Source organism: Psychrobacillus antarcticus (assembly GCF_029533155.1).
Taxonomy (GTDB): domain Bacteria; phylum Bacillota; class Bacilli; order Bacillales_A; family Planococcaceae; genus Psychrobacillus; species Psychrobacillus antarcticus.
In genome coordinates, this window is sequence record NZ_JAIZDB010000048.1 from 1 (window position 1) to 19,707 (window position 19,707).

Annotated in this window: 22 protein-coding genes; 20 read left to right on the top strand and 2 right to left on the bottom strand. The window is 36.7% G+C overall.

Features of this window, described 5'->3' with window-relative positions; genetic code table 11:
- Positions 1-149 precede the first annotated feature (149 nt).
- On the top strand, positions 150-1,025 hold the full coding sequence (locus LDK52_RS18970) for a purine/pyrimidine permease (protein ID WP_277587510.1): 876 nt from the start codon (positions 150-152) through the stop codon (positions 1,023-1,025).
- A gap of 47 nt (positions 1,026-1,072) precedes the next feature.
- On the top strand, positions 1,073-1,540 hold the full coding sequence (locus tag LDK52_RS18975) for a DUF1097 domain-containing protein (RefSeq protein ID WP_277587485.1): 468 nt from the start codon (positions 1,073-1,075) through the stop codon (positions 1,538-1,540).
- A 957-nt stretch (positions 1,541-2,497) separates the two neighbouring features.
- On the opposite strand, the gene LDK52_RS18980 is transcribed toward LDK52_RS18975, so the two are convergent.
- Entirely contained in the window at positions 2,498-3,370 is an 873-nt protein-coding gene (locus LDK52_RS18980) for an alpha/beta hydrolase (RefSeq protein WP_277587486.1), read from the bottom strand.
- A gap of 253 nt (positions 3,371-3,623) precedes the next feature.
- Between LDK52_RS18980 and LDK52_RS18985 the strand changes: the two genes are divergently transcribed.
- The 13 genes from LDK52_RS18985 (at position 3,624) to LDK52_RS19045 (ending at position 13,928) form a co-directional block, all read left to right on the top strand.
- Positions 3,624-3,764: a hypothetical protein gene (locus tag LDK52_RS18985; protein ID WP_277587487.1), complete on the top strand. Its 141-nt coding sequence runs from the start codon at positions 3,624-3,626 to the stop codon at positions 3,762-3,764.
- A 149-nt stretch (positions 3,765-3,913) separates the two neighbouring features.
- The gene (locus LDK52_RS18990) at positions 3,914-4,483 is read left to right on the top strand and encodes an SF0329 family protein (RefSeq protein WP_277587488.1); all 570 of its coding nucleotides are present in this window, start codon (positions 3,914-3,916) and stop codon (positions 4,481-4,483) included.
- A 648-nt stretch (positions 4,484-5,131) separates the two neighbouring features.
- Entirely contained in the window at positions 5,132-6,337 is a 1,206-nt protein-coding gene (locus LDK52_RS18995) for a quaternary amine ABC transporter ATP-binding protein (RefSeq protein WP_277587489.1), read from the top strand.
- A 4-nt stretch (positions 6,338-6,341) separates the two neighbouring features.
- Positions 6,342-8,075: a glycine betaine ABC transporter substrate-binding protein gene (locus tag LDK52_RS19000; protein WP_277587490.1), complete on the top strand. Its 1,734-nt coding sequence runs from the start codon at positions 6,342-6,344 to the stop codon at positions 8,073-8,075.
- Positions 8,076-9,018: 943 nt separating this feature from the next.
- The gene (locus LDK52_RS19005; protein WP_277587491.1) at positions 9,019-9,279 is read left to right on the top strand and encodes a metal-sensitive transcriptional regulator; all 261 of its coding nucleotides are present in this window, start codon (positions 9,019-9,021) and stop codon (positions 9,277-9,279) included.
- Between the two features lie 142 nt (positions 9,280-9,421).
- Positions 9,422-9,901: a DsrE/DsrF/DrsH-like family protein gene (locus LDK52_RS19010; protein ID WP_277587492.1), complete on the top strand. Its 480-nt coding sequence runs from the start codon at positions 9,422-9,424 to the stop codon at positions 9,899-9,901.
- Positions 9,902-9,942: 41 nt separating this feature from the next.
- Positions 9,943-10,305, top strand: coding sequence for a rhodanese-like domain-containing protein (locus LDK52_RS19015; RefSeq protein ID WP_277587511.1), 363 nt, complete (start codon positions 9,943-9,945; stop codon positions 10,303-10,305).
- A 20-nt stretch (positions 10,306-10,325) separates the two neighbouring features.
- Positions 10,326-10,622: a rhodanese-like domain-containing protein gene (locus LDK52_RS19020; RefSeq protein WP_277587493.1), complete on the top strand. Its 297-nt coding sequence runs from the start codon at positions 10,326-10,328 to the stop codon at positions 10,620-10,622.
- 50 nt (positions 10,623-10,672) lie between these two features.
- On the top strand, positions 10,673-11,248 hold the full coding sequence (locus LDK52_RS19025) for a sulfurtransferase TusA family protein (protein ID WP_277587512.1): 576 nt from the start codon (positions 10,673-10,675) through the stop codon (positions 11,246-11,248).
- A gap of 20 nt (positions 11,249-11,268) precedes the next feature.
- A complete protein-coding gene (locus LDK52_RS19030; protein ID WP_277587494.1) occupies positions 11,269-11,667 on the top strand; it encodes a DsrE/DsrF/DrsH-like family protein in 399 nt (132 codons plus the stop codon).
- A gap of 31 nt (positions 11,668-11,698) precedes the next feature.
- Positions 11,699-12,826, top strand: coding sequence for an MBL fold metallo-hydrolase (locus LDK52_RS19035; protein ID WP_277587495.1), 1,128 nt, complete (start codon positions 11,699-11,701; stop codon positions 12,824-12,826).
- A 42-nt stretch (positions 12,827-12,868) separates the two neighbouring features.
- Complete coding sequence (locus LDK52_RS19040; protein ID WP_277587496.1) at positions 12,869-13,096, top strand: sulfurtransferase TusA family protein; 228 nt, start codon at positions 12,869-12,871, stop codon at positions 13,094-13,096.
- Positions 13,097-13,148: 52 nt separating this feature from the next.
- Positions 13,149-13,928, top strand: coding sequence for a sulfite exporter TauE/SafE family protein (locus tag LDK52_RS19045; protein WP_277587497.1), 780 nt, complete (start codon positions 13,149-13,151; stop codon positions 13,926-13,928).
- Positions 13,929-13,991: 63 nt separating this feature from the next.
- On the opposite strand, the gene LDK52_RS19050 is transcribed toward LDK52_RS19045, so the two are convergent.
- Positions 13,992-14,510 carry a CarD family transcriptional regulator gene (locus LDK52_RS19050; RefSeq protein WP_277587498.1) on the bottom strand — a complete coding sequence of 173 codons (519 nt, stop codon included), beginning with the start codon at positions 14,508-14,510 and terminating at the stop codon, positions 13,992-13,994.
- Between the two features lie 143 nt (positions 14,511-14,653).
- Here LDK52_RS19050 and LDK52_RS19055 point away from each other — a divergent pair, with 143 nt between their 5' ends.
- The 5 genes from LDK52_RS19055 (at position 14,654) to LDK52_RS19075 (ending at position 19,691) form a co-directional block, all read left to right on the top strand.
- On the top strand, positions 14,654-15,088 hold the full coding sequence (locus tag LDK52_RS19055) for a MarR family winged helix-turn-helix transcriptional regulator (RefSeq protein WP_277587499.1): 435 nt from the start codon (positions 14,654-14,656) through the stop codon (positions 15,086-15,088).
- 112 nt (positions 15,089-15,200) lie between these two features.
- Complete coding sequence (locus LDK52_RS19060) at positions 15,201-15,518, top strand: helix-turn-helix domain-containing protein (RefSeq protein ID WP_277587513.1); 318 nt, start codon at positions 15,201-15,203, stop codon at positions 15,516-15,518.
- Positions 15,519-15,790: 272 nt separating this feature from the next.
- Entirely contained in the window at positions 15,791-16,897 is a 1,107-nt protein-coding gene (locus LDK52_RS19065; protein WP_277587500.1) for a sugar ABC transporter substrate-binding protein, read from the top strand.
- 84 nt (positions 16,898-16,981) lie between these two features.
- Complete coding sequence (locus LDK52_RS19070; protein WP_277587501.1) at positions 16,982-18,502, top strand: sugar ABC transporter ATP-binding protein; 1,521 nt, start codon at positions 16,982-16,984, stop codon at positions 18,500-18,502.
- A 13-nt stretch (positions 18,503-18,515) separates the two neighbouring features.
- On the top strand, positions 18,516-19,691 hold the full coding sequence (locus LDK52_RS19075) for a sugar ABC transporter permease (protein WP_277587502.1): 1,176 nt from the start codon (positions 18,516-18,518) through the stop codon (positions 19,689-19,691).
- Positions 19,692-19,707: the final 16 nt, after the last annotated feature.

The window sequence follows — 19,707 nt, forward strand, 5'->3', positions numbered from 1 at the left end:
TCGCATTTCAATAGCCTTCATTTTTACTTCTACTGGATAACTCACTCTTGTACCCATAGAAAAAACACCTCCGTGTTGAATTTAGGTATTGTATACCCGTTTTTCAACGAAAGGTGTTTTTATTTGTCTCATTTGTTTAGGTCAGTGCAATTCAATTAAGCGGAGTGTTTTTTACGGGAATGGTTTCTTCTAATGTAAATAATGGAAAACTGGATATCGTTAGCTTTCTCATTTCTGTGTTCGTGTTCCTTCTCATTTTATTAATAAATATAAAAGGAAAAGGAAGGATTAAGGGTTACTCCATTCTATTAGGAATTCTAATTGGCTGGACAATATTTGTCATATTAGGTAAAGGACCAGACACTTCAATTGTTTCATCTGAACTAATCAGCCTTCCAGAAGTTTTTGTTTGGGGTTTGCCAAAGCTTAATGGCGGAATGATGGTAACAGCTATTTTGTTTACCTTCTTGCTCTTATCTAATACGTTTGCAGCTATCACTGCTACACAGGAAGCCATTCCGCATAAAGAGGGGACATTTGAAAAAAGGCTTTACGCTGGGACGTGGACTGGTGGAATATCCCATATCTTATCTGCAATGTTCTCAACGATAGCGGTTGTGCCTCTGCCAGCTACTGCTGGCTTTGTCAAGCTGACGAAACAGTATAGCATTTTTCCGTTTATAATTGCTAGTTTGGCTTTAATTGCTATCTCCTTATTTCCGAGAATTGTAGGTATATTAGCTACATTACCATTGCCGGTAGCCAGTGCCGCCCTTTTAGCAACGTTAATAGAAATGTTAGCAATCGCAATTCGTTCCTTGAGAAAAGAATCTTTTAACGAGAGGAATTCAACAATTATCGGTGTTGCTTTTTTAATAGGAATAGGTATTATGTTTTTACCAAGTGAAACATTCAATGGATTGCCTAGTATTTTTCAGCATTTATTATCAAATGGGTTACTCTTAGGGACGTTTGTCGCTATGATATTAGATCGGCTTTGGAAAAATGTCGAGTCTACTAATTAGAAATGTTTATGAATACTCCAAACTTGAATAATAAGTGAGGAACAACTATGGATAAAACGATTGCCCTAGCAATAAGCGTTGGTTTATTGTCAGCTACATGGGCTGGGACCGCCCACATATTCGGTCTCATTTCTTGGGTTGGTTTTGTATCATGGGCATGTTTTTATGCGGCTGGTGGAGGAAATGCAGGCTTATTAAAAACATTGCCATCAAATTTTACAGGTGCTTTATATGGTTTCCTAATAGCTTATATTCCTGGAATATTACATTTTCCATTTGTTTCATTTATTATTACGACAATTATTTGCATGATTATCGTGGTCCAATCTAAATGGAGTGTATTATCGTTTGTTCCAGGTACTTTTGCAGGCAGTGCGATCTATTTTGGAAATGATTTCGACTTATCGACTACAATATACTCCATGTTGATAGGCGCTATCTTAGGTTATATATCTGAAAAAGGTGGCTTATATTTAGCTAAAATAAAAAAGGTTAAATTTTTTAGACGCAAGTGAATTAACCATTTTGCTCTACTTGATATTTTCGTTCGTTTTCTAGTAATAATGCGTCTTAGTGGTTTCGGCAGGGATTTGCGCTACAGAGAAGGACGCTTCCCTCGCATCGCTTAGTCCAGGTATTCAGCTCGCACTTTTCCCTGCATCCATCTAGTTTAGAAAATTATGGTCATGTACTAGCTATGTATCGATTTTATAGAGTATTTGCTTCTTTTATTGCCAAAGTCACTTAAACTCATTGGCACGGAAGTTTCCTGCCAGTGAAAGGCCGATATTTGAGACACTTGAATAATTTCCACTTTCATCGTATAGCTTAATGTGAAGCCTAAGGTGAGCCGGTAACTGTAATGCAAGCGTACATTATTTTTAATGGACGCTTGCACTTTTTTAAAAGATAAGAAAGTATATAAAAATACAGCATGAACACTGGTTTTACAGAACTTTTAAGAATGCATAATACTACTGATTTCCGTTACATGTGGAGAACAAAGGCTAAGGGCGCCACGTCCTGTGGCAACGCCTTTGTGACCAACATCCTGTTGGCCTCCGCGGGCGAGGCCGAGCCTCCTCGTGCGCTGCGCTGCCTGGGGGGTCTCGACTTTCTCGCTGTTCCCGCTGGAGTCGCCACATTTCACTACAATCAATTAAATGAGTAGTACTCCACTAGTAGATCTGCATAGCCTATCGCTTTGATGATAAGCGTATTCAAAGTTACTAGAGGGGTAAAACGGACTCTTGAATTAGGGGTAGTATTATATAAAGTGGACCTAGTTGATTGGAGCGCAGAGCGGCGACTCCAGTGGGAACAGCGCGAGCTGAAGACCCTGGACTGAGCATCGCGAGGGAAGCGGCTGAAGCCGTGCCCACGGAAAGCGTCCGCTCGTAGCGGAAATCAACGGCATATCTACGTTTTTATTTTTAGAGGACCGGGCATTTTTTTACCCGGTTTTTCTTATATTAATCTGATAGGTGGACATGAAGGAAATCGATAACCTCTTGAAGAGCGTTTTGAACAACGGGGTTATAGAAATCTTTTTCAAATACATGCTCTCCATTTGGAATTGTAATTAATTTTGTTTGTATGTTTTCCTTGATTAATGCAGCTCTCATAAAAACAGATTGTAAGTATGGTACATCTACATCGTTAGTTCCATGTAATAATAAGGTAGGTGGGTAATCCTTCGCTATATGATAGATGGGACTAAGTTTTATGAGAGCTTCTTTGTTAAGTGTTGGATTAATACCTGTTATTTCTTGAATCCATTCACCAGTTTGTCTAGCATGTAAATACAGAAGAAAACGCTTTTCAAGTGATGCATTTGTTATAATCTCTTTGCTAATTAGACTTCGTGTCATTTCTTTTGAGACCAAGTCCTTTTGTCGATAGTAGTCATTTGGGTTAGTAGCCCATTCTGCACTAATGTCACCATATCCATAAAAAGACACGATAGCACGTGGTTTAGTTTCGAAATTTCCTGCACTAAGCGCAAGAAATCCCCCTGCTGAACTTCCGATAACAGCTATTTTTCGGGGATCAATAGATAATTGATTTTGTCCTTCTGACTCTAACCATTTTATTGCAACTTTAATGTCATCCAAAGTATCTTGTAGCTTAGTTTCAGGGGCTAGTCTATAATTAATAGAGAATAATCCATATCCATTACTGGTAAAAAGTTGTATCATTTCCTTGCTGATTTCCTCTTTTTCACCCCAAAGTAAGCCTCCTCCATGAATGTAGATAATCACTGGAGAATTAGATTGATGAGTTCCATAGAAATCAGCCTCTATATTAAATTGATCGTCATTTTTGTAAATTACCGTTTTTTTCATTATCTTTATTCACTTCCAGTCAAGTAAAAGTTTAGAGTGAAGTATACCATTCAATTAATTTTACACCATTGTATACTGTGCAAAAAAAATAAACATACATACATACATACATACATCTTGTTCGCATTCTATACTGACAGTCTAGTCAGAGCTCTATAAAATAAATATTGAAGCGTTAATCGCATGATGAAGAAATTATTCATTCTGACCAAGAATAATTTATGGAGATATAATGGGAAATGGGGATATTTGTGTGGATAGTAAGAAAAGATATGAGTTACTATTTAATAATATTAACCAATATAGCTCTGATGCTAAGGGAAACGGAGTTACTAGAACTGCATACTCAAACGAAGAACAGAGTTGTACACTTGCATCTAGTATACAGATCTAGATGATATATTAATAGGTATAGATGTATTGGAGAAAATTGTCATACATTATTCTAAAATGAATTCAATAATTCAGCAAAATAGGATTTTGGTGAATAATAGACTAACTAATTTAACAAATACTTAAAATATATAGATGAAGGAGAATTACATGGCCTGGAGCAAATTGAAGCAAAATCTGGAGAGTTTTCTCTGTCCTGCGTTACATGGAAGGTTTGAATACCGTTCAACCAGCTACGGTTATTTACCTGGTAAAGCAGGAACCTGTTATATTGCGGTAGATAAGAAGAATGTACTCAATATGAGTGATCCTACGACTTTAATCAGATGGTATCAGACAGAGTTGGAAATTAAGAATGATTCTGGTATCCAAATTCCTATTAGCAATGAGGAAATTGATGATTTAAGAAAAGAAACAAAGGGAATAGTTCCCGAGAATCGTCTACAAGTAATTGCAAGAGGAAGAAAATTATCAGAACATGCAAAGGAACTTTTGTTAGCGCAATCATCATTAAGTAAATCAAATTTTATCGTTGTAGCTAATAAGTTTTTATCGACTTCTATAGAGGAAAGCATAGACAGCAAAGATATCCTATTAAATGTTCTAGCTTTAGTAGACAGACGGATTGGAAAAAAACGAATTTTAAACATGACTGAAAAGATGAAGTCAAAGCATCCGATTGTGCAGTATATTTACGAACTTCGGCTCAGTACATTATGATAATTTATCAGCATATAGAATATAATTTGATCTATAAATAGCTTCTCCTGAGTATTAATCTCAAGAGAAGCTATATTTTGTTTGCTGTAAATATTAAAGTGAGAACATATTTTCAATAGGTCAAATGGATTATTTTCGAAAAATTAAATAAAGGGTTTTATTACTTTAATTCTACTAGTGAAATTCCTTTTGAAGGTAATAGTACCAATGCTTTATGGAATTTTTTGAAAAATTCATATATATAGGTCTATTTAACCTTATTCTAATTTTTAAAGTGAACTGTTAAATTGAAATTACTCCTAAATAACTATATAGTTATAGCTTAGTAAACATCCTGTTTCTCCTTAAAAATGAAACGAATGCAGTTCTCCCCTTTTATTTTTTTAATCCTCTCATTTTAAAATCTAAAGTTGGTATGAATAACTGTAATTAGAGAAATAATAAAAAAGTATATTTAAAATTCTACTTTTGAAGTATTTCTACGTTTTATGTGGAATAAAAGCAAAGCGATAAATGCATCGCTTAATCTTTTATTGTTTACATAACCCTTCTTTACTTTCGAAAACTAAACTAAAGTCTAATAATCTGCCTTCATGAAAAGGGATGAGTATGTCTTTTTCTGAAGAGAACGATGATCGAGGTGTATAAATGGAACCAATTGTAGAAGTAAAAAATGTAACGAAGATTTTTGGTAAATCTCCAAAAGCTGCAGTGGAGTTATTAAAACAAGGCAAGTCAAAAAAAGACATATTAAAAGAAACAGGGCAAACTGTCGGCGTTAAAAATGTGAACTTTAGCATATACCCAGGTGAAATCTTCGTAATAATGGGATTATCAGGGAGTGGTAAGTCTACATTAATCCGTATGTTCAACCGTTTAATTACGCCTACACTAGGCGAGATTTTGATCGATAATGAAAATATTGTAAAAATGGATGCTGCACGTCTAAGAGATGTGAGACAGAAAAAAATAAGCATGGTATTTCAAAACTTTGCCCTTTTTCCACATAAAACAATTCTAGAAAATGCAGGGTTTGGGCTAGAGATTCAAAAAATTTCCGAAAAGGATCGCCATGAAAAAGCAATGAGTGCGTTAGCAGCTGTTGGGTTGAAGGGGTATGAGAGCCAGTTTCCCTCACAATTGAGTGGTGGGATGCAACAAAGGGTTGGACTTGCTCGTGCGCTAGCTAGCGATACAGAAATCATCTTGATGGATGAAGCATTCAGTGCACTAGATCCATTAATTCGAAAGGATATGCAGGAGGAGTTAATTGAAATTCAAGAAAACTTCAAGAAAACTATTATCTTTATCACACATGATTTAGATGAAGCTCTACGTATTGGTGATCGAATTGCTTTAATGAAGGATGGAAGCATCATTCAACTCGGAACACCTGAACAAATAATGATAGAGCCGGCAAATGAATTTGTAGAGAAGTTCGTAGAAGATGTCGATTTATCTAAAATATTAACTGCCTCACATGTGATGCAACGTGCAGAGAAGATTAGTATAGACAGAGGTCCAAGGGTTGCACTAGAAATCATGAGAAAACAAGGTTATTCTAGTATATTCATTGTGGACCGTAAGCAAAAGCTGTTAGGTGCACTTAGTGCTGAGAATGCACGTCTTGCAATAGATCAAGGAAAACCAATTGCTGAAATGATGACTACGGACATCCCAACTGTAACAGAGGGTACCTTACTTGTTGATATTATGGAAGAGATGGCAACATCTACTCTGCCAATATCAGTGATAGATGAAGAGAAAAGAATTAAAGGAATTGTTATTCGGGGCGCATTAATTGGAGCTCTAGCTGGAAACAAAAATTCCTTGAACGATTTGGAGAGTGATTGATTAAATGAATATATCGAAAATACCACTTGGAGAATGGGTTGATACCCTAGTTGAATGGATAACCATTGCATTTGCGGGTTTCTTTAAATTTTTTACAACCGTAATTGATTGGGGCTTGGACCTAATAGTTGAGGTATTGAGTGTAGGACCTCCTATCGTATTAATAATCGTTTTAGCACTTTTAGTCACCTATACGAGTAAATGGCAATTAGGTGTATTTACCATAGTTAGTTTACTTCTGATTGATAATTTAGGGTATTGGGAGTCGACAATTCAAACCCTCTCGATTGTTTTAGTATCAGGGTTCTTCACTATTCTAGTCGGGATTCCAGTAGGAATATGGTGTGCACAAAATAAGACAGTTCAAAAAGTAGTTACTCCTACTTTAGATTTTATGCAAACAATGCCAGCGTTTGTATACCTGATCCCATCGATTTTATTCTTTGGAATTGGAGTAGTACCAGGGATTGTTGCGTCGTTTATTTTCGCAATTGCGCCGACTATCCGTATGACGAATCTTGGTATTCGAGAAGTACCGGGAGATCTTATCGAAGCATCAAATGCTTTCGGAGCAACAACTAATCAAAAATTGTTTAAAGTGCAATTACCATTAGCTATGCCAACGATCTTGGCAGGAGTTAACCAAAGTATTATGCTTGCTCTTTCAATGGTTGTAACTGCTTCTTTAGTGGGAGCACCTGGTCTAGGAGCAGATGTATACAGAGCTGTCAGCCAAATTAATGTAGGACAAGGTTTTGAAGCTGGATTGTCTATTGTTATTATTGCTGTCATTCTCGATCGCATTACACAAAACTTGCGCAAGCCAGCTTATGAAAATGTGATTAAGCCAAAAATCGTCTTTTTAATTTTTGCTGTACTTATTGGCGGTGCTGCGATTGTATTAGCAATTCCTCAAGCAGAAACAGTGAATGAGAATGCTAGTAAAGTTGGTACTGCGACAGGATATGAAATAATTGGTATTGAGCCTGGTGCAGGAATTATGGCTCAAACTAAAACCGTCATAACTGATTATGGTCTTGATAATTGGAATCTAGTTGAAGGTTCTTCAGCTGCAATGATTGCAGAGTTGAAAAAAGCTTATGAAGCAGAAGAGCCAATTATAGTGACGGGTTGGACACCACATTGGATGTTCTCTGCTTTCGATTTGAAATACCTGGATGATCCTATGGGTACATTTGGTGGAGCTGAAGATATTAATACACTTGTCAGAAAAGGGCTTGAACAGGATGCCCCTGGTGCATATAAAATCCTAGATCAATTCATCTGGGAAGCGAGTGATATGGAAAGTGTCATGGTTGATGTGTCAAATGGATCTAGTCCAGCTGAAGCTGCGGAAAATTGGATTAATGACAATCCGGATAAAGTGGCTGAGTGGACGAATGGTGCTCAAGCAGGAAATGGCGAAAGTATTGATCTTGTGTTTGTCGCTTGGGACTCAGAGATTGCCAGTACAAATGTCGTTGGTAAAGTACTTGAGCAAAATGGCTACAAAGTGAAATATGTTCAAGTGGAAGTTGGACCTATGTTTGCTGGTGTCGCTAATAATAGTGCGGATGCAATGGTTGGTGCTTGGCTACCAAGTACACATGTCGAATATTATGAAACGTATAAGAATGATTTAGTTGACCTTGGACCGAATCTTCAAGGAACAAAAAATGGATTAGTTGTACCTGCATACGTGGATATTGATTCAATTGAAGATTTAAAAGATAAATAAGCAACATTAACCAAAAAGGCAGCTCACATTTGAGCTGCCTTTTTGGTTAAAAGAAAGTATAAAAATATGCAGTATGAACATTAGATTTGCAGAACATTTAATGCATGAATGATACTACTGATTTCCGTTTCAGGTGGAGTACAAAGGCTAAGAGCGCCACCTCTCAAAGGGAAGGCAATCTAAGTTCGCCGCGGCCTGCGGCAACGATTGCATAACCCACATCCTGTGGGCCTCCGTGGGGTGAGCAATGAGCCATCACCGTCGCTCTTCGTCGATGGGATGTCTCATCTGTCTCCCTCATCCCGCTGGAGTCGCCACCTTTCACTCCAATCAATTAAGTGAGTAGTACTCGTTAAGAAGATTAGCAGAGCTTATCGCTAAGACGATAAGAGTAGACAAAGTTAATATAGGGATAAAATCGACTATTGAATAAATGAGGAAGAAATGAGATCTTCTTTTATATAGTGGTAATAAGAGAATTAGGAAGTGTTTACTAAATAAAGAAGTGAGATAGCGAACGAAATTGCATCTTCGTGAGCTTCCGCTATGAATAGGAAAGTATCTTTTCTCTAGTTATCCAAAAATGTACTTACCTGTTTCTAAGAGTTGTAGGAGGGCGACGGATAGACAAACGCCATAAGATTACCGAAAAAAGGGATGCCGGTTGGCTGTGACGTCAGTCACAACCAACCGGCACCCCTAAAAATTCACTCCGTTATTATATAGCAAAACGTCTGTCTAAAGCACTTCGAAAACGACAGAAACAGGTTTTGAACTTAAAGGACCGGACGTTTTTTTCCGGTTTTTCTTATTAAGTTTTTCAAAATAGCCATAGGGGTATGTTTATTATAAAATTAAAGCACTTGACATTATACCTGTGGGGGTATAATATGAGTTTGTAACTAAAAACTATGTCTTTGTAAATAACGAAGGAGGGTTACATATGGAATACGATAAAAGTGTAGTAAATCGCTTAAAAAGAATTGAAGGACAAATAAAGGGTGTACTTGGCATGATGGAACAGGGAAAAGACTGTAAAGATATCATTATGCAATTATCAGCTTCACGCAACGCAATTGATCGCACAATGGGTGTTATAGTTAGTACTAATCTAGAGGAATGTGTTCGGAAGAACGTCGAGAATGGTGAAGATACCGAATATCTTGTTAAAGAAGCAGTTGAATTATTGATTAAAAGTAGATAAGAGATGTTCCTTAACTCTTTAACTTAAGAGTTGACGAACTTTTCTTTTTAGCATAATATATACCCATACTGGTATTGGTAAAAATTTTTATATTAATATATACCCCGGTAGGTATGAAGAGAATTGAAGGAGGAACAAGTAGATGACTGAAGTGAAAAGGACTACGATTATTTTGTTTAGTGGAGATTATGATAAGGCGATGGCAGCTTATATTATTGCAAACGGTGCTGCAGCTTATGATCATGAAGTCACGATATTCCATACTTTTTGGGGATTGAATGCACTGCGTAAAGATGAACCATTAGCTTTGAAAAAAGGCTTCCTGGAAAAGATGTTTGGCAAAATGATGCCAAGAGGTGCAGACAAAATGGGATTATCCAATATGAATTTTGCTGGAATAGGTCCTAAAATGATTAAGCATGTTATGAAAAAGCATAACGTAATGACACTCCCGAGTCTAATTGAAATGGCTCAAGAACAAGACGTTAAACTGATCGCATGTACGATGACAATGGATTTATTGGGATTACAAGAACAAGAATTATTGGACGACATTGAATATGCCGGTGTAGCTGCATATCTGGCAGACGCAGAAGACGGTAACGTGAACCTATTTATCTAGACATAATAAAATTAGACGATAGAAAGGTGCTCCCCATAATGATGGATATATTGGTAAACCTATTAATAATCGGTGCTGTTGCCTTTTTTCTATATAAACGATTTGTACCGACAAAAGGAATCCGTACTATAAGTACAGCAGAATTAAAAATGGAGTTAAAAAACAAAGATAAACAGTTTATTGATGTCCGAACGCCAAATGAATTTAAAGGAAATCACATTAAAGAGTTTAAAAATATTCCTTTACATGTTCTTCAGAATAAAGCTAACGGACTTTCTAAGGACAAAGAAGTAATCGTAATTTGTCAAAGTGGAATGAGAAGCAGCAATGCGACTAAAGTATTGAAAAAAATGGGATTTGAAAATATCACCAATGTAAAAGGTGGAATGGGCGCTTGGCGCTAATTAAAGGAGGAAATAATAGAATGAAACAGATAAACCCGAATGAAGTAGAATATTTACTAAAAGACAAATCAGCTATCCACATTATTGATGTACGTGAGACTGAAGAAGTGAATGCAGGAAAAATTCCAACTGCTATGCATATTCCATTAGGATTGGTGGAGTTTAAGATGCAGGACCTAGATAAATCGAAAGAATATATCATTGTTTGTCGATCAGGAGGTAGAAGTTCTAAAGCAGCTACTTTACTTGAAGATCACGGATATAAAGTAGTTAACATGACAGGCGGAATGCTTGAGTGGAACGGTCCGACTGAATAATTTTTTTTGGAATATTGCATACCCCTATACGTATTTGAAATAAGGAGGAAATTAACGTGATTAAATCAGATTCAGTACTAGATGCAAAAGGTTTAGCTTGTCCAATGCCGATTGTCAAAACCAAGAAGGCCATAAACGGGTTGGAGTCTGGAGACGTGTTGGAAATTCAAGCGACTGATAAAGGATCGACTGCCGACTTGAAAGCTTGGGCAAAGAGTACAGGCCATCAATACCTCGGAACAGTTGAAGAAGGGACAGTCTTAAAACACTACCTTCGTAAATCAAGTGAAGAAGAAACAAGAGAAAAAAAGCATCCTAATGTCATGAAAAATGAAGAATTGCAACAAAAAATAGATGCAAACCAAGATATAGTGGTACTGGATGTACGGGAGGCAGCGGAATATGCATTTAGCCATATCCCGAATGCAAAGTCCGTTCCCCTAGGTGACTTGGATGAATACTTAAATGAATTTGATAAAGAAGCTGAAATATATGTGGTTTGCCGTACGGGAAATCGTAGTGATCTTGCGGCACAACAATTGACAGCGGCAGGGTTCAAGCAAGTCATCAATATCGTGCCTGGTATGAGTGAATGGACTGGACCAACTGGAAAATCAGTATATTAACTAAAATGGAGGAATAAAAAATGACAAACAATAAAGTAGCAATTATAGCAAGCAACGGTGGATTATTTGATGCATACAAAGTATTTAATATTGCAACGGCGGCAGCAGCAACTGACCAAGAAGTAGCCATTTTCTTTACATTTGAAGGATTAAACTTAATCCATAAAGAAGCAAATCAAGCACTTGCAATGCCTGAAGGAAAAGAACATTTTGCTGAAGGATTTGCGAAAGCAAATGTACCAAGTATTCCTGAATTGCTTGCAATGGCGCAAGAAATGGACGTGAAGTTCATCGGTTGTCAAATGACTATGGATGTAATGGGACTTGAAAAAGAAGATTTTGTAGATGGTATCGAAGTTGGTGGCGCTGTAACTTTCCTGGAATTTGCAAAAACTGCAGATGTAACTCTAACATTCTAATTTAATCAATCAAACAATAGGAGGCATATTGATGTCAGTAAAAGAAATGACAGCTAAAGAAGTTGCTAAAAAAGTAATCAATAAAGAAGAATTATTTATTTTGGACGTTCGTAATGAAAGTGATTTTAATGATTGGAAAATAGAAGGACAAAATATTGCAATATTGAATACTCCCTATTTTGATTTACTAGATGGTGTAGAGGAAATTATGGATTCCATCCCTACGAATACAGACGTACTAGTAGTTTGTGCAAAAGAGGGTTCATCGATTTTTGTAGCTGAAATGTTATCAGATGCTGGGCTTTCAGCTTCCTATCTAAAAGGTGGTATGAAAGCTTGGAGCGAATACTTGGAACCTGTAAAAATAGGCGATTTGACAAATGGTGGAGAAATTTATCAATTTGTACGTCTAGGAAAAGGGTGCTTGTCTTACATGATCGTTTCTGATGGAGAAGCTGCTGTTATTGACTCAACAAGAAATCCAGCTATTTATGTTGAATTTGCATCAACTATTGGAGCTAAAATCACCCATGTGTTTGATACACACTTACATGCTGACCACATTTCAGGTGGAAGAAAAATCGCTGAGATCACAAATGCAACATACTGGTTACCACCAAAAGACGCGGAGGAGGTTACATTTGAGTACTCCCCATTGGAAGGTGGTAATGTGGTGACAATTGGTCATACGGAAATTGATATCCTTGCCTTGTATTCACCAGGCCACACAATTGGTTCTACTTCATTTGTGATTGATGGAAAATATTTACTTTCTGGTGATATTTTGTTCATTGATTCTATTGGGAGACCAGACCTTGCAGGATTGGCCGAGGATTGGGTTGGAGATTTAAGGGAAACACTTTATAACCGTTATAGAGAGCTTTCAACTGATTTAATCGTACTACCTGCTCACTTTATGATTATCGAGGAATTAAATGACGACGGCAGTGTGGCTAAACAGTTAGGAACTTTATTTGCAGAAAATCATGGCTTGAACATTGCCGACGAAGCAGAATTCAGACAAATGGTTACTGGTAACTTGCCTCCGCAGCCAAACTCCTATCAAGAAATTCGTGAAACCAATATGGGGAAAATTACACCAGATGATGACAAGCAACGTGAAATGGAAATTGGACCAAATCGTTGTGCAGTTCGTTAAAAAGTTACACTAAAAAGAATACGTAATTAGGAGAGATATTAGATGAATGCAGATAAATTATTGGATGCCAAAGGACTAGCTTGTCCAATGCCAATCGTGAAGACAAAAAAATCGATGAATGATTTAGAAACTGGTCAAGTTCTAGAAATCCATGCAACGGATAAAGGAGCTCAAGCAGATTTAGCCGCTTGGTCTAGATCAGGTGGGCACGAACTAGTTCAGTCCACTGAAGAAAACGGTGTATTTAAATTCTGGATTAAAAAAGGTTGATAAAGAATAGGGAACCGAAGGAAGGTTCCCTTCTTTTATAGGGGGTATTAAAATGGATTTAACGTTTATCATTACCATTTTTTTAATTGGATTTATAGGCTCATACATTTCTGGAATGCTAGGTATTGGCGGATCAATCATTAAATACCCGATGCTCTTGTTTATCCCACCATTGTTCGGTCTAGCTGCTTTCAGTGCCCATGAGGTATCTGGCATAAGCGCAGTACAGGTGCTGTTTGCTTCCATAGCAGGAGTATGGGCATATCGCAAAGGCGGATTTTTGAACAAAACATTAATCATTTACATGGGTGTTAGCGTGTTGATCGGTAGTGTAATCGGGAGTTTCGGATCTCAATCGATGTCCGAAAATGGCATAAATATAGTCTATGGTGTTCTTGCTTTAATAGCTGCTGTCATGATGTTTATTCCGAAGAAAGGGATAGATGATATTCCTTTGGATCAAGTTACTTTTAACAAGTGGCTAGCCGCAATCTTAGCATTTATTGTTGGTATCGGTTCAGGTATTGTAGGTGCCGCAGGTGGATTCTTATTAGTGCCAATTATGTTGGTCGTATTAAAAATACCGACTAGGGTAACCATTGCATCTTCCCTTGCAATTACCTTCATTTCATCCATTGGCGCAACAGTTGGGAAAGTCTCCACAGGACAGGTTGAGTACTTCCCGGCTGTAATTATGATAGTCGCAAGCTTAATAGCAGCCCCACTAGGTGCGATGGCGGGCAAAAAAATGAATACTAAAATTCTTCAAGTCATTTTGGCATTGTTAATCTTAGCTACTGCACTAAAAATTTGGACGGATATTTTATTTTAAAACTAAAATAAGCCTTCAATCAATTCACTGAATTGGTCGGAGGCTTTTTTGTATTGAATATATTCACACTGTATTTGGTACTTCCATCGTAGAAAGAATACTGTTTGAAACTTCATCCATTATAGATTCAAAAGAAGTATTTAAAGCGTGTGCCAGTTCTCTATACAAAATATTTTGCACGGAAATTAAAAGCTTTAAGTCCTGATCAAGTAATTTCTTCTTATCCAGTTCTGCTTCAAATTTTTTCTGGATTAATGTATTCACTACTTTCGAAAGATTATTTCGATCGCCGCTATTTATAATTTCAGAGTATGTTTTTGTGCGTTCTTTGTTATTTTCAATCCATTCAATACCTGGAGAATGGAAGGAATCTAATATTATTTTCGCTTCGTCTGGTTCAAGGAGTTCAAGCATAGATACCGCCTTATTATCTACCGGAGTACTTATCGATAATTTTAGATTATCTAATGGGTGCAAAACATAATATTTCTTTGTAATATCGAAATATGTTTTTTCACAAATATCGTCAATTTGGCATATGCCGTGAGAAGAATAATTAATTAGTTCGCCGACTTCAAACATCTACATGCTCCTCTAAACATTATTGTCAACTTAGTTAACTAAGTATAGTATAAGCTAAATTTTTAAAATAGTCAACTTAGTTGACGATAGGTAATAGTCCTTGTATATTTAGTAACAGATAAATAGTGAACGGGGGAATATGCTTGAATTACGACTATGATGTAAATAGTTTAGATCTAATCGATTTAATAAGTGAAAGACATATTATGATTAAAAGAGTTACGGAAGAATTATGGAATAACAGCAATGATATATATATATCCAATTCAGAGTGGTTCATCATTGCGAAAATCTATAAAAAGAATCCGACCATTTCCTATATTAACAAACAAGTAAATATCTCACGCCAGGCAACGCATAAAATCATACGAAGCTTAGAATCAAAAGGATTAGTAGAAATTAGCGGAGTCAAAGACAATAAAAAAGAAAAATCTATTCGGTTAACTACCTTAGGAGATGCATGCTATGAAAAAAATGAATCCCTTAAGGCTGGGCTAGAGAATAAAATTGCAAATCAAATAGGTAGGGAAAATTTAGAGTCCATTAAAGAAGTTTTAAAAGAGGATTGGGGAATATAGTCTAGGTACTTTCTAGTAATTATCTAATAACTTACATGATATCTACAAAGTGGGGTAAATATTAGTAGGTTACTTATTAAATAATAGTTAGAAGGGGGAATCTATTATTCAAATTAAGGGAGAGGTATTACGTACAGTACGAAAAGAGCAGAACATGTCACAGGAAGAACTGGCTTTAGAGTTAGAAGTGACGATTAGTACTATTTCTAATTGGGAACGCAAGGATGTCCCAGATGGACGATATATTAAGTCAATTGCGGAAGCGTTAGATGTGAGTGTCCATAAGCTAACTGGAGTTCCATCTAATGATTTATCGGTAGAAGTTAAATCAAAAGATACTTACGAGGAAGAAAATATTTTACTCCAAAGCTTGATGGAATCATTTGATCAAATAGTACAAGATAAAGAGAAAAATATAGAAAATGATTAACATGATCCGTGGATGAAGAATGGCGAAATAGTTAACAAAAAGGGATATTCCATAAAATAGAACATAAAAAAAGCTAGTAGCATCTGATGCTACTAGCTTTTTTTATGTTGATGTAAAAGCTAACTTCCGTGTAAAACTCCATACTTTATTTCAAAAGTTGAAAAAGTATAGGTAATGATAAAAGAATACAGTTGATAGCGCTTTCATATAAATAATCTGAATTTATAATTAAGGAGTAATCATTTTTCAGAAAAAGGGAGAGGGATAAAAGAATGAAGAAGTTCAAGGGGTTAACTTTTTTAGCAATATTGATGGCTTTCGTATTAGTTGTCGCAGGATGTAACAATGGAAGCGGAGATAGTTCGGTAGACGTGGGTATCGTATTACCAACAAAGGATGAGCCACGTTGGGTTCAGGATGAGCAACGTTTTAAAGATGCTTTAGCAGATTCGGATTATTCCACGGAAATTCTGTTCAGCCAAGGATCTTCTGCGAAGGAAAAAGAAAATGTAGAAGCGTTATTAAATAAAGGAATAAAAGTATTAATCATCACTCCTCATGATGGAGCAGCTGCTGCTTCAGCAGTAGAGGCAGCGAAAAAAGAGGGTGTAACAGTTATTGCATATGACCGTTTAATCACGGATACGGATGCAGTAGATTACTATGTAACTTTTGATAGCTTAGCAGTTGGTGCCGCACAAGCTCAGTATTTAGTAGACAATGCGAATGGCTCAGATGTTCCACTTTATCTGTATGCAGGTGCAGCGTCTGACAACAATGCATTCTTGTTCTTCGAGGGAGCATGGAAAGTACTTCAACCGAAAATTGCGGATGGTACTTTTAAAATTGCCAACTCAAGTGAAGCAGAAGCTTTAAAGGATTCAGCAGATCTGTCACGTGATCAATTAGGGAAGATTATCGGCCAGATTACAACAAACTGGGATGCAAATGATGCGAAAAACAAAGCACAAACTCATTTAACTGCAGCTAAAGCTGACTTAAAAGGAGACGTTTCCATTCTAGCACCAAATGATGGAACTGCTCGTTCTATCGCAGATGTATTTGCTTCAGATAGTGCAATTACAAAATATTTTGTAACAGGGCAAGATGCAGAAAAAGCATCTATTCAATACATTATTGATGAACAACAATCGATGACAGTGTTCAAGGATGTTCGTACATTAGTAAAAGATGCAATGGGTATGGCAGTAGAAGTGTTAGATGGCAACACGCCAGAAACAACAGGTTCTTATGATAATGGAGCGGTTGAAGTAAAAGCAAAACAAACAAATGTTATCGTAGTTGACAAAGACAACGTAAAAGCAGAACTTATTGATTCTAAGTATTACGAAGCTAGCGAATTCACAGGTTTAGAGTAAGACAGCTGAAAAGGAAGAATAGTGGTAGATTCATCTATCACTATTTCTCTATTTTTATTTGTTTTAGTAGGGGGAGGTAATAATATGAGTGAGTATATTTTAGAGATGAATAATATTTCTAAAGAATTCCCAGGGGTCAAGGCCCTCTCAAACGTAAATTTCAAAGTAAAAAAAGGCGAGATTCATTGTTTGGTTGGAGAAAACGGTGCTGGTAAATCAACTTTAATGAAAGTACTAAGTGGAGTGTATCCATATGGCAATTACACGGGAGATATCGTATTTAAAGGTAAGGTGCAACAGTTTAATGAGATTACGGATAGTGTTAAAGCAGGGATTGGTATTATATATCAAGAACTAGCTCTATTTCCAGATTTGACTGTGTATGAAAATATATTTGCCGGAAACGAACTAAAAAAAGGTCCCTTCGTAGATTGGAACAAAACAATTGTTCATGCAACCGGGCTATTGGAAAAAGTGAAGTTAAAGGTGACACCAGAAACATTGATCAAGGAATTAGGTGTAGGGAAACAACAACTAGTAGAAATTGCCAAGGCTTTAAGTAAAGATGTTAACTTGCTTATATTAGATGAACCAACTGCCGCACTTAATGAAGATGATAGTGAAAATTTATTGGTACTCATTAAGGAACTGCAAAACCAAGGAATTAGCTGTATTATGATCTCTCATAAGCTTAAAGAGATCATAAATATTGCAGATAAAGTAACCGTACTACGTGATGGACAGACGATTTGTACGCTTGATGCGAGTGCAGGGGAAGTATCTGAAAATGTCATTATTAAACATATGGTTGGACGTGACATTGAAGATATTTATCCAAAGCGTCTAGACAGGAATATCGGTGAAACAATTCTAGAATTATCTAATTGGACTGCTTATGATTCACAGTTAGGTAGGAATGTTGTAAATAACGTACAGATTGAAGTGAAAAAGGGCGAGATTATTGGTATTGCTGGTCTAATGGGATCAGGTCGAACAGAGCTTGCTCTTAGCATTTTTGGGAATCCTAAAAATTATAAGTTACAAGGCAACATGAAAATGTATGGGAATACAAAGGTATTAAAGCATACAAGTGAGGCTATTAAAGCAGGTATTGCCTATGTAACGGAAGATCGTAAAGGGGATGGATTATTCTTATTGCAGGATATTAAAAGTAATGTTTCTGCAGCGCATCTCAAAGGTGTCTCCAAAAGGGGAATATTAAACTTAAACGAAGAAGTAAAAGTTGGAACTGAGTATAAGGATTCACTCTATATTAAAGCGAGCTCACTTGAACAGATTGTAGGGAAGCTCAGTGGTGGAAATCAACAAAAAGTATCCCTTGGTAAATGGTTGTTTACTGGACCTAAGATTTTGATATTGGATGAACCTACAAGAGGAATTGATGTGGGAGCGAAGTTCGAGATTTATACAATTATGAATGAACTGATCAAAGAAGGAATGAGTATTATTATGATTTCATCTGAACTAGGAGAAGTACTAGGGATGAGTGATCGAATTTACGTCATGGCGGAAGGCTCCATTAAAGGTGAGTTAACGATGGAGGAAGCGACACAAGAAACAATAATGGAACTTGCGACGCAATAAAAGGAGGATAATGATGAACTTTTTTGGAGAAGCAAAAGCACTCGTCAAAGCCAACATTCGAGATTACGGAATGTATATTGCGTTAGTAGTGATTATGTTGACGTTTACAATTATGACGAACGGACTATTTATGTCTTCACGAAACATTAGTAATTTATTGGATTCAGCAGGGTATATTGCTGTACTGGCAGTTGGTATGACATTAGTAATTGTAATTCGTCATATAGATTTATCGGTTGGATTTTTAGCCGGATTTCTCGGTGCCATTGCAGCAATATTTTTAACACAAATGGGCGTATCTGTTTGGATAACTATTCCAACAATTTTGATCCTCGGAGCACTAATCGGAATGGTTAATGGAGTATTAGTCGCAAAGATTGGGATACCAGCCTTTGTAGCAACGCTTGCAGGAATGCTCATTTTCCGTGGTGCATTACTTCAAGTGACAGAGAAAACTGGAACAATTATTATTAAAGACGATCAGTTTAATGCAATTGGGAATGGATTTATTCCCTCTATTATGCAAATAAATGGCTTGCATCTATTAACATTATTAGTAGGTTTAGTAGGAATTATTTTATTTGTTTACAATGAAATTTCTACCCGTCGAAACAAAATGACCTATGGATTCGAAGTTATGTCTAACGGGTTATTTAGTGTAAAGCTTGTGTTAATATCTGCAATTATTGGATATATTACATGGATTCTAGCAGGCTACAATGGTTTGTCATGGACAGTAATCATTATGATTATAGTAGTAGTTATCTATCATTTCTTGACGACAAAAACGGTACTAGGTCGCCATATATATGCAGTCGGAAGTAATCCTGAAGCTGCCCATTTGAGCGGTATCAATGTACAGAAGATTACATATATCGTATTTGGATCGATGGGAATGCTCGCTGCATTATCAGGGATTCTATTTACTTCTAGGCTTCAATCAGCAACGACTACAGCAGGGACACTATTTGAACTTGATGCAATTGCTGCGGCCTATGTAGGAGGGGTGTCTTCTGCAGGTGGAGTTGGTAAAGTAACGGGTGCCATTATTGGTGCCATAGTAATGGCCTGCCTATCAAGCGGGATGAACTTGCTTGGTGTTGGTATTTCGTATCAATACATGATTCGCGGAGGAGTTTTAGCTGGGGCAGTAATCTTTGATGTAATGACTCGTAAGCAACGAGCGTAATGCTATAGTTTTATCA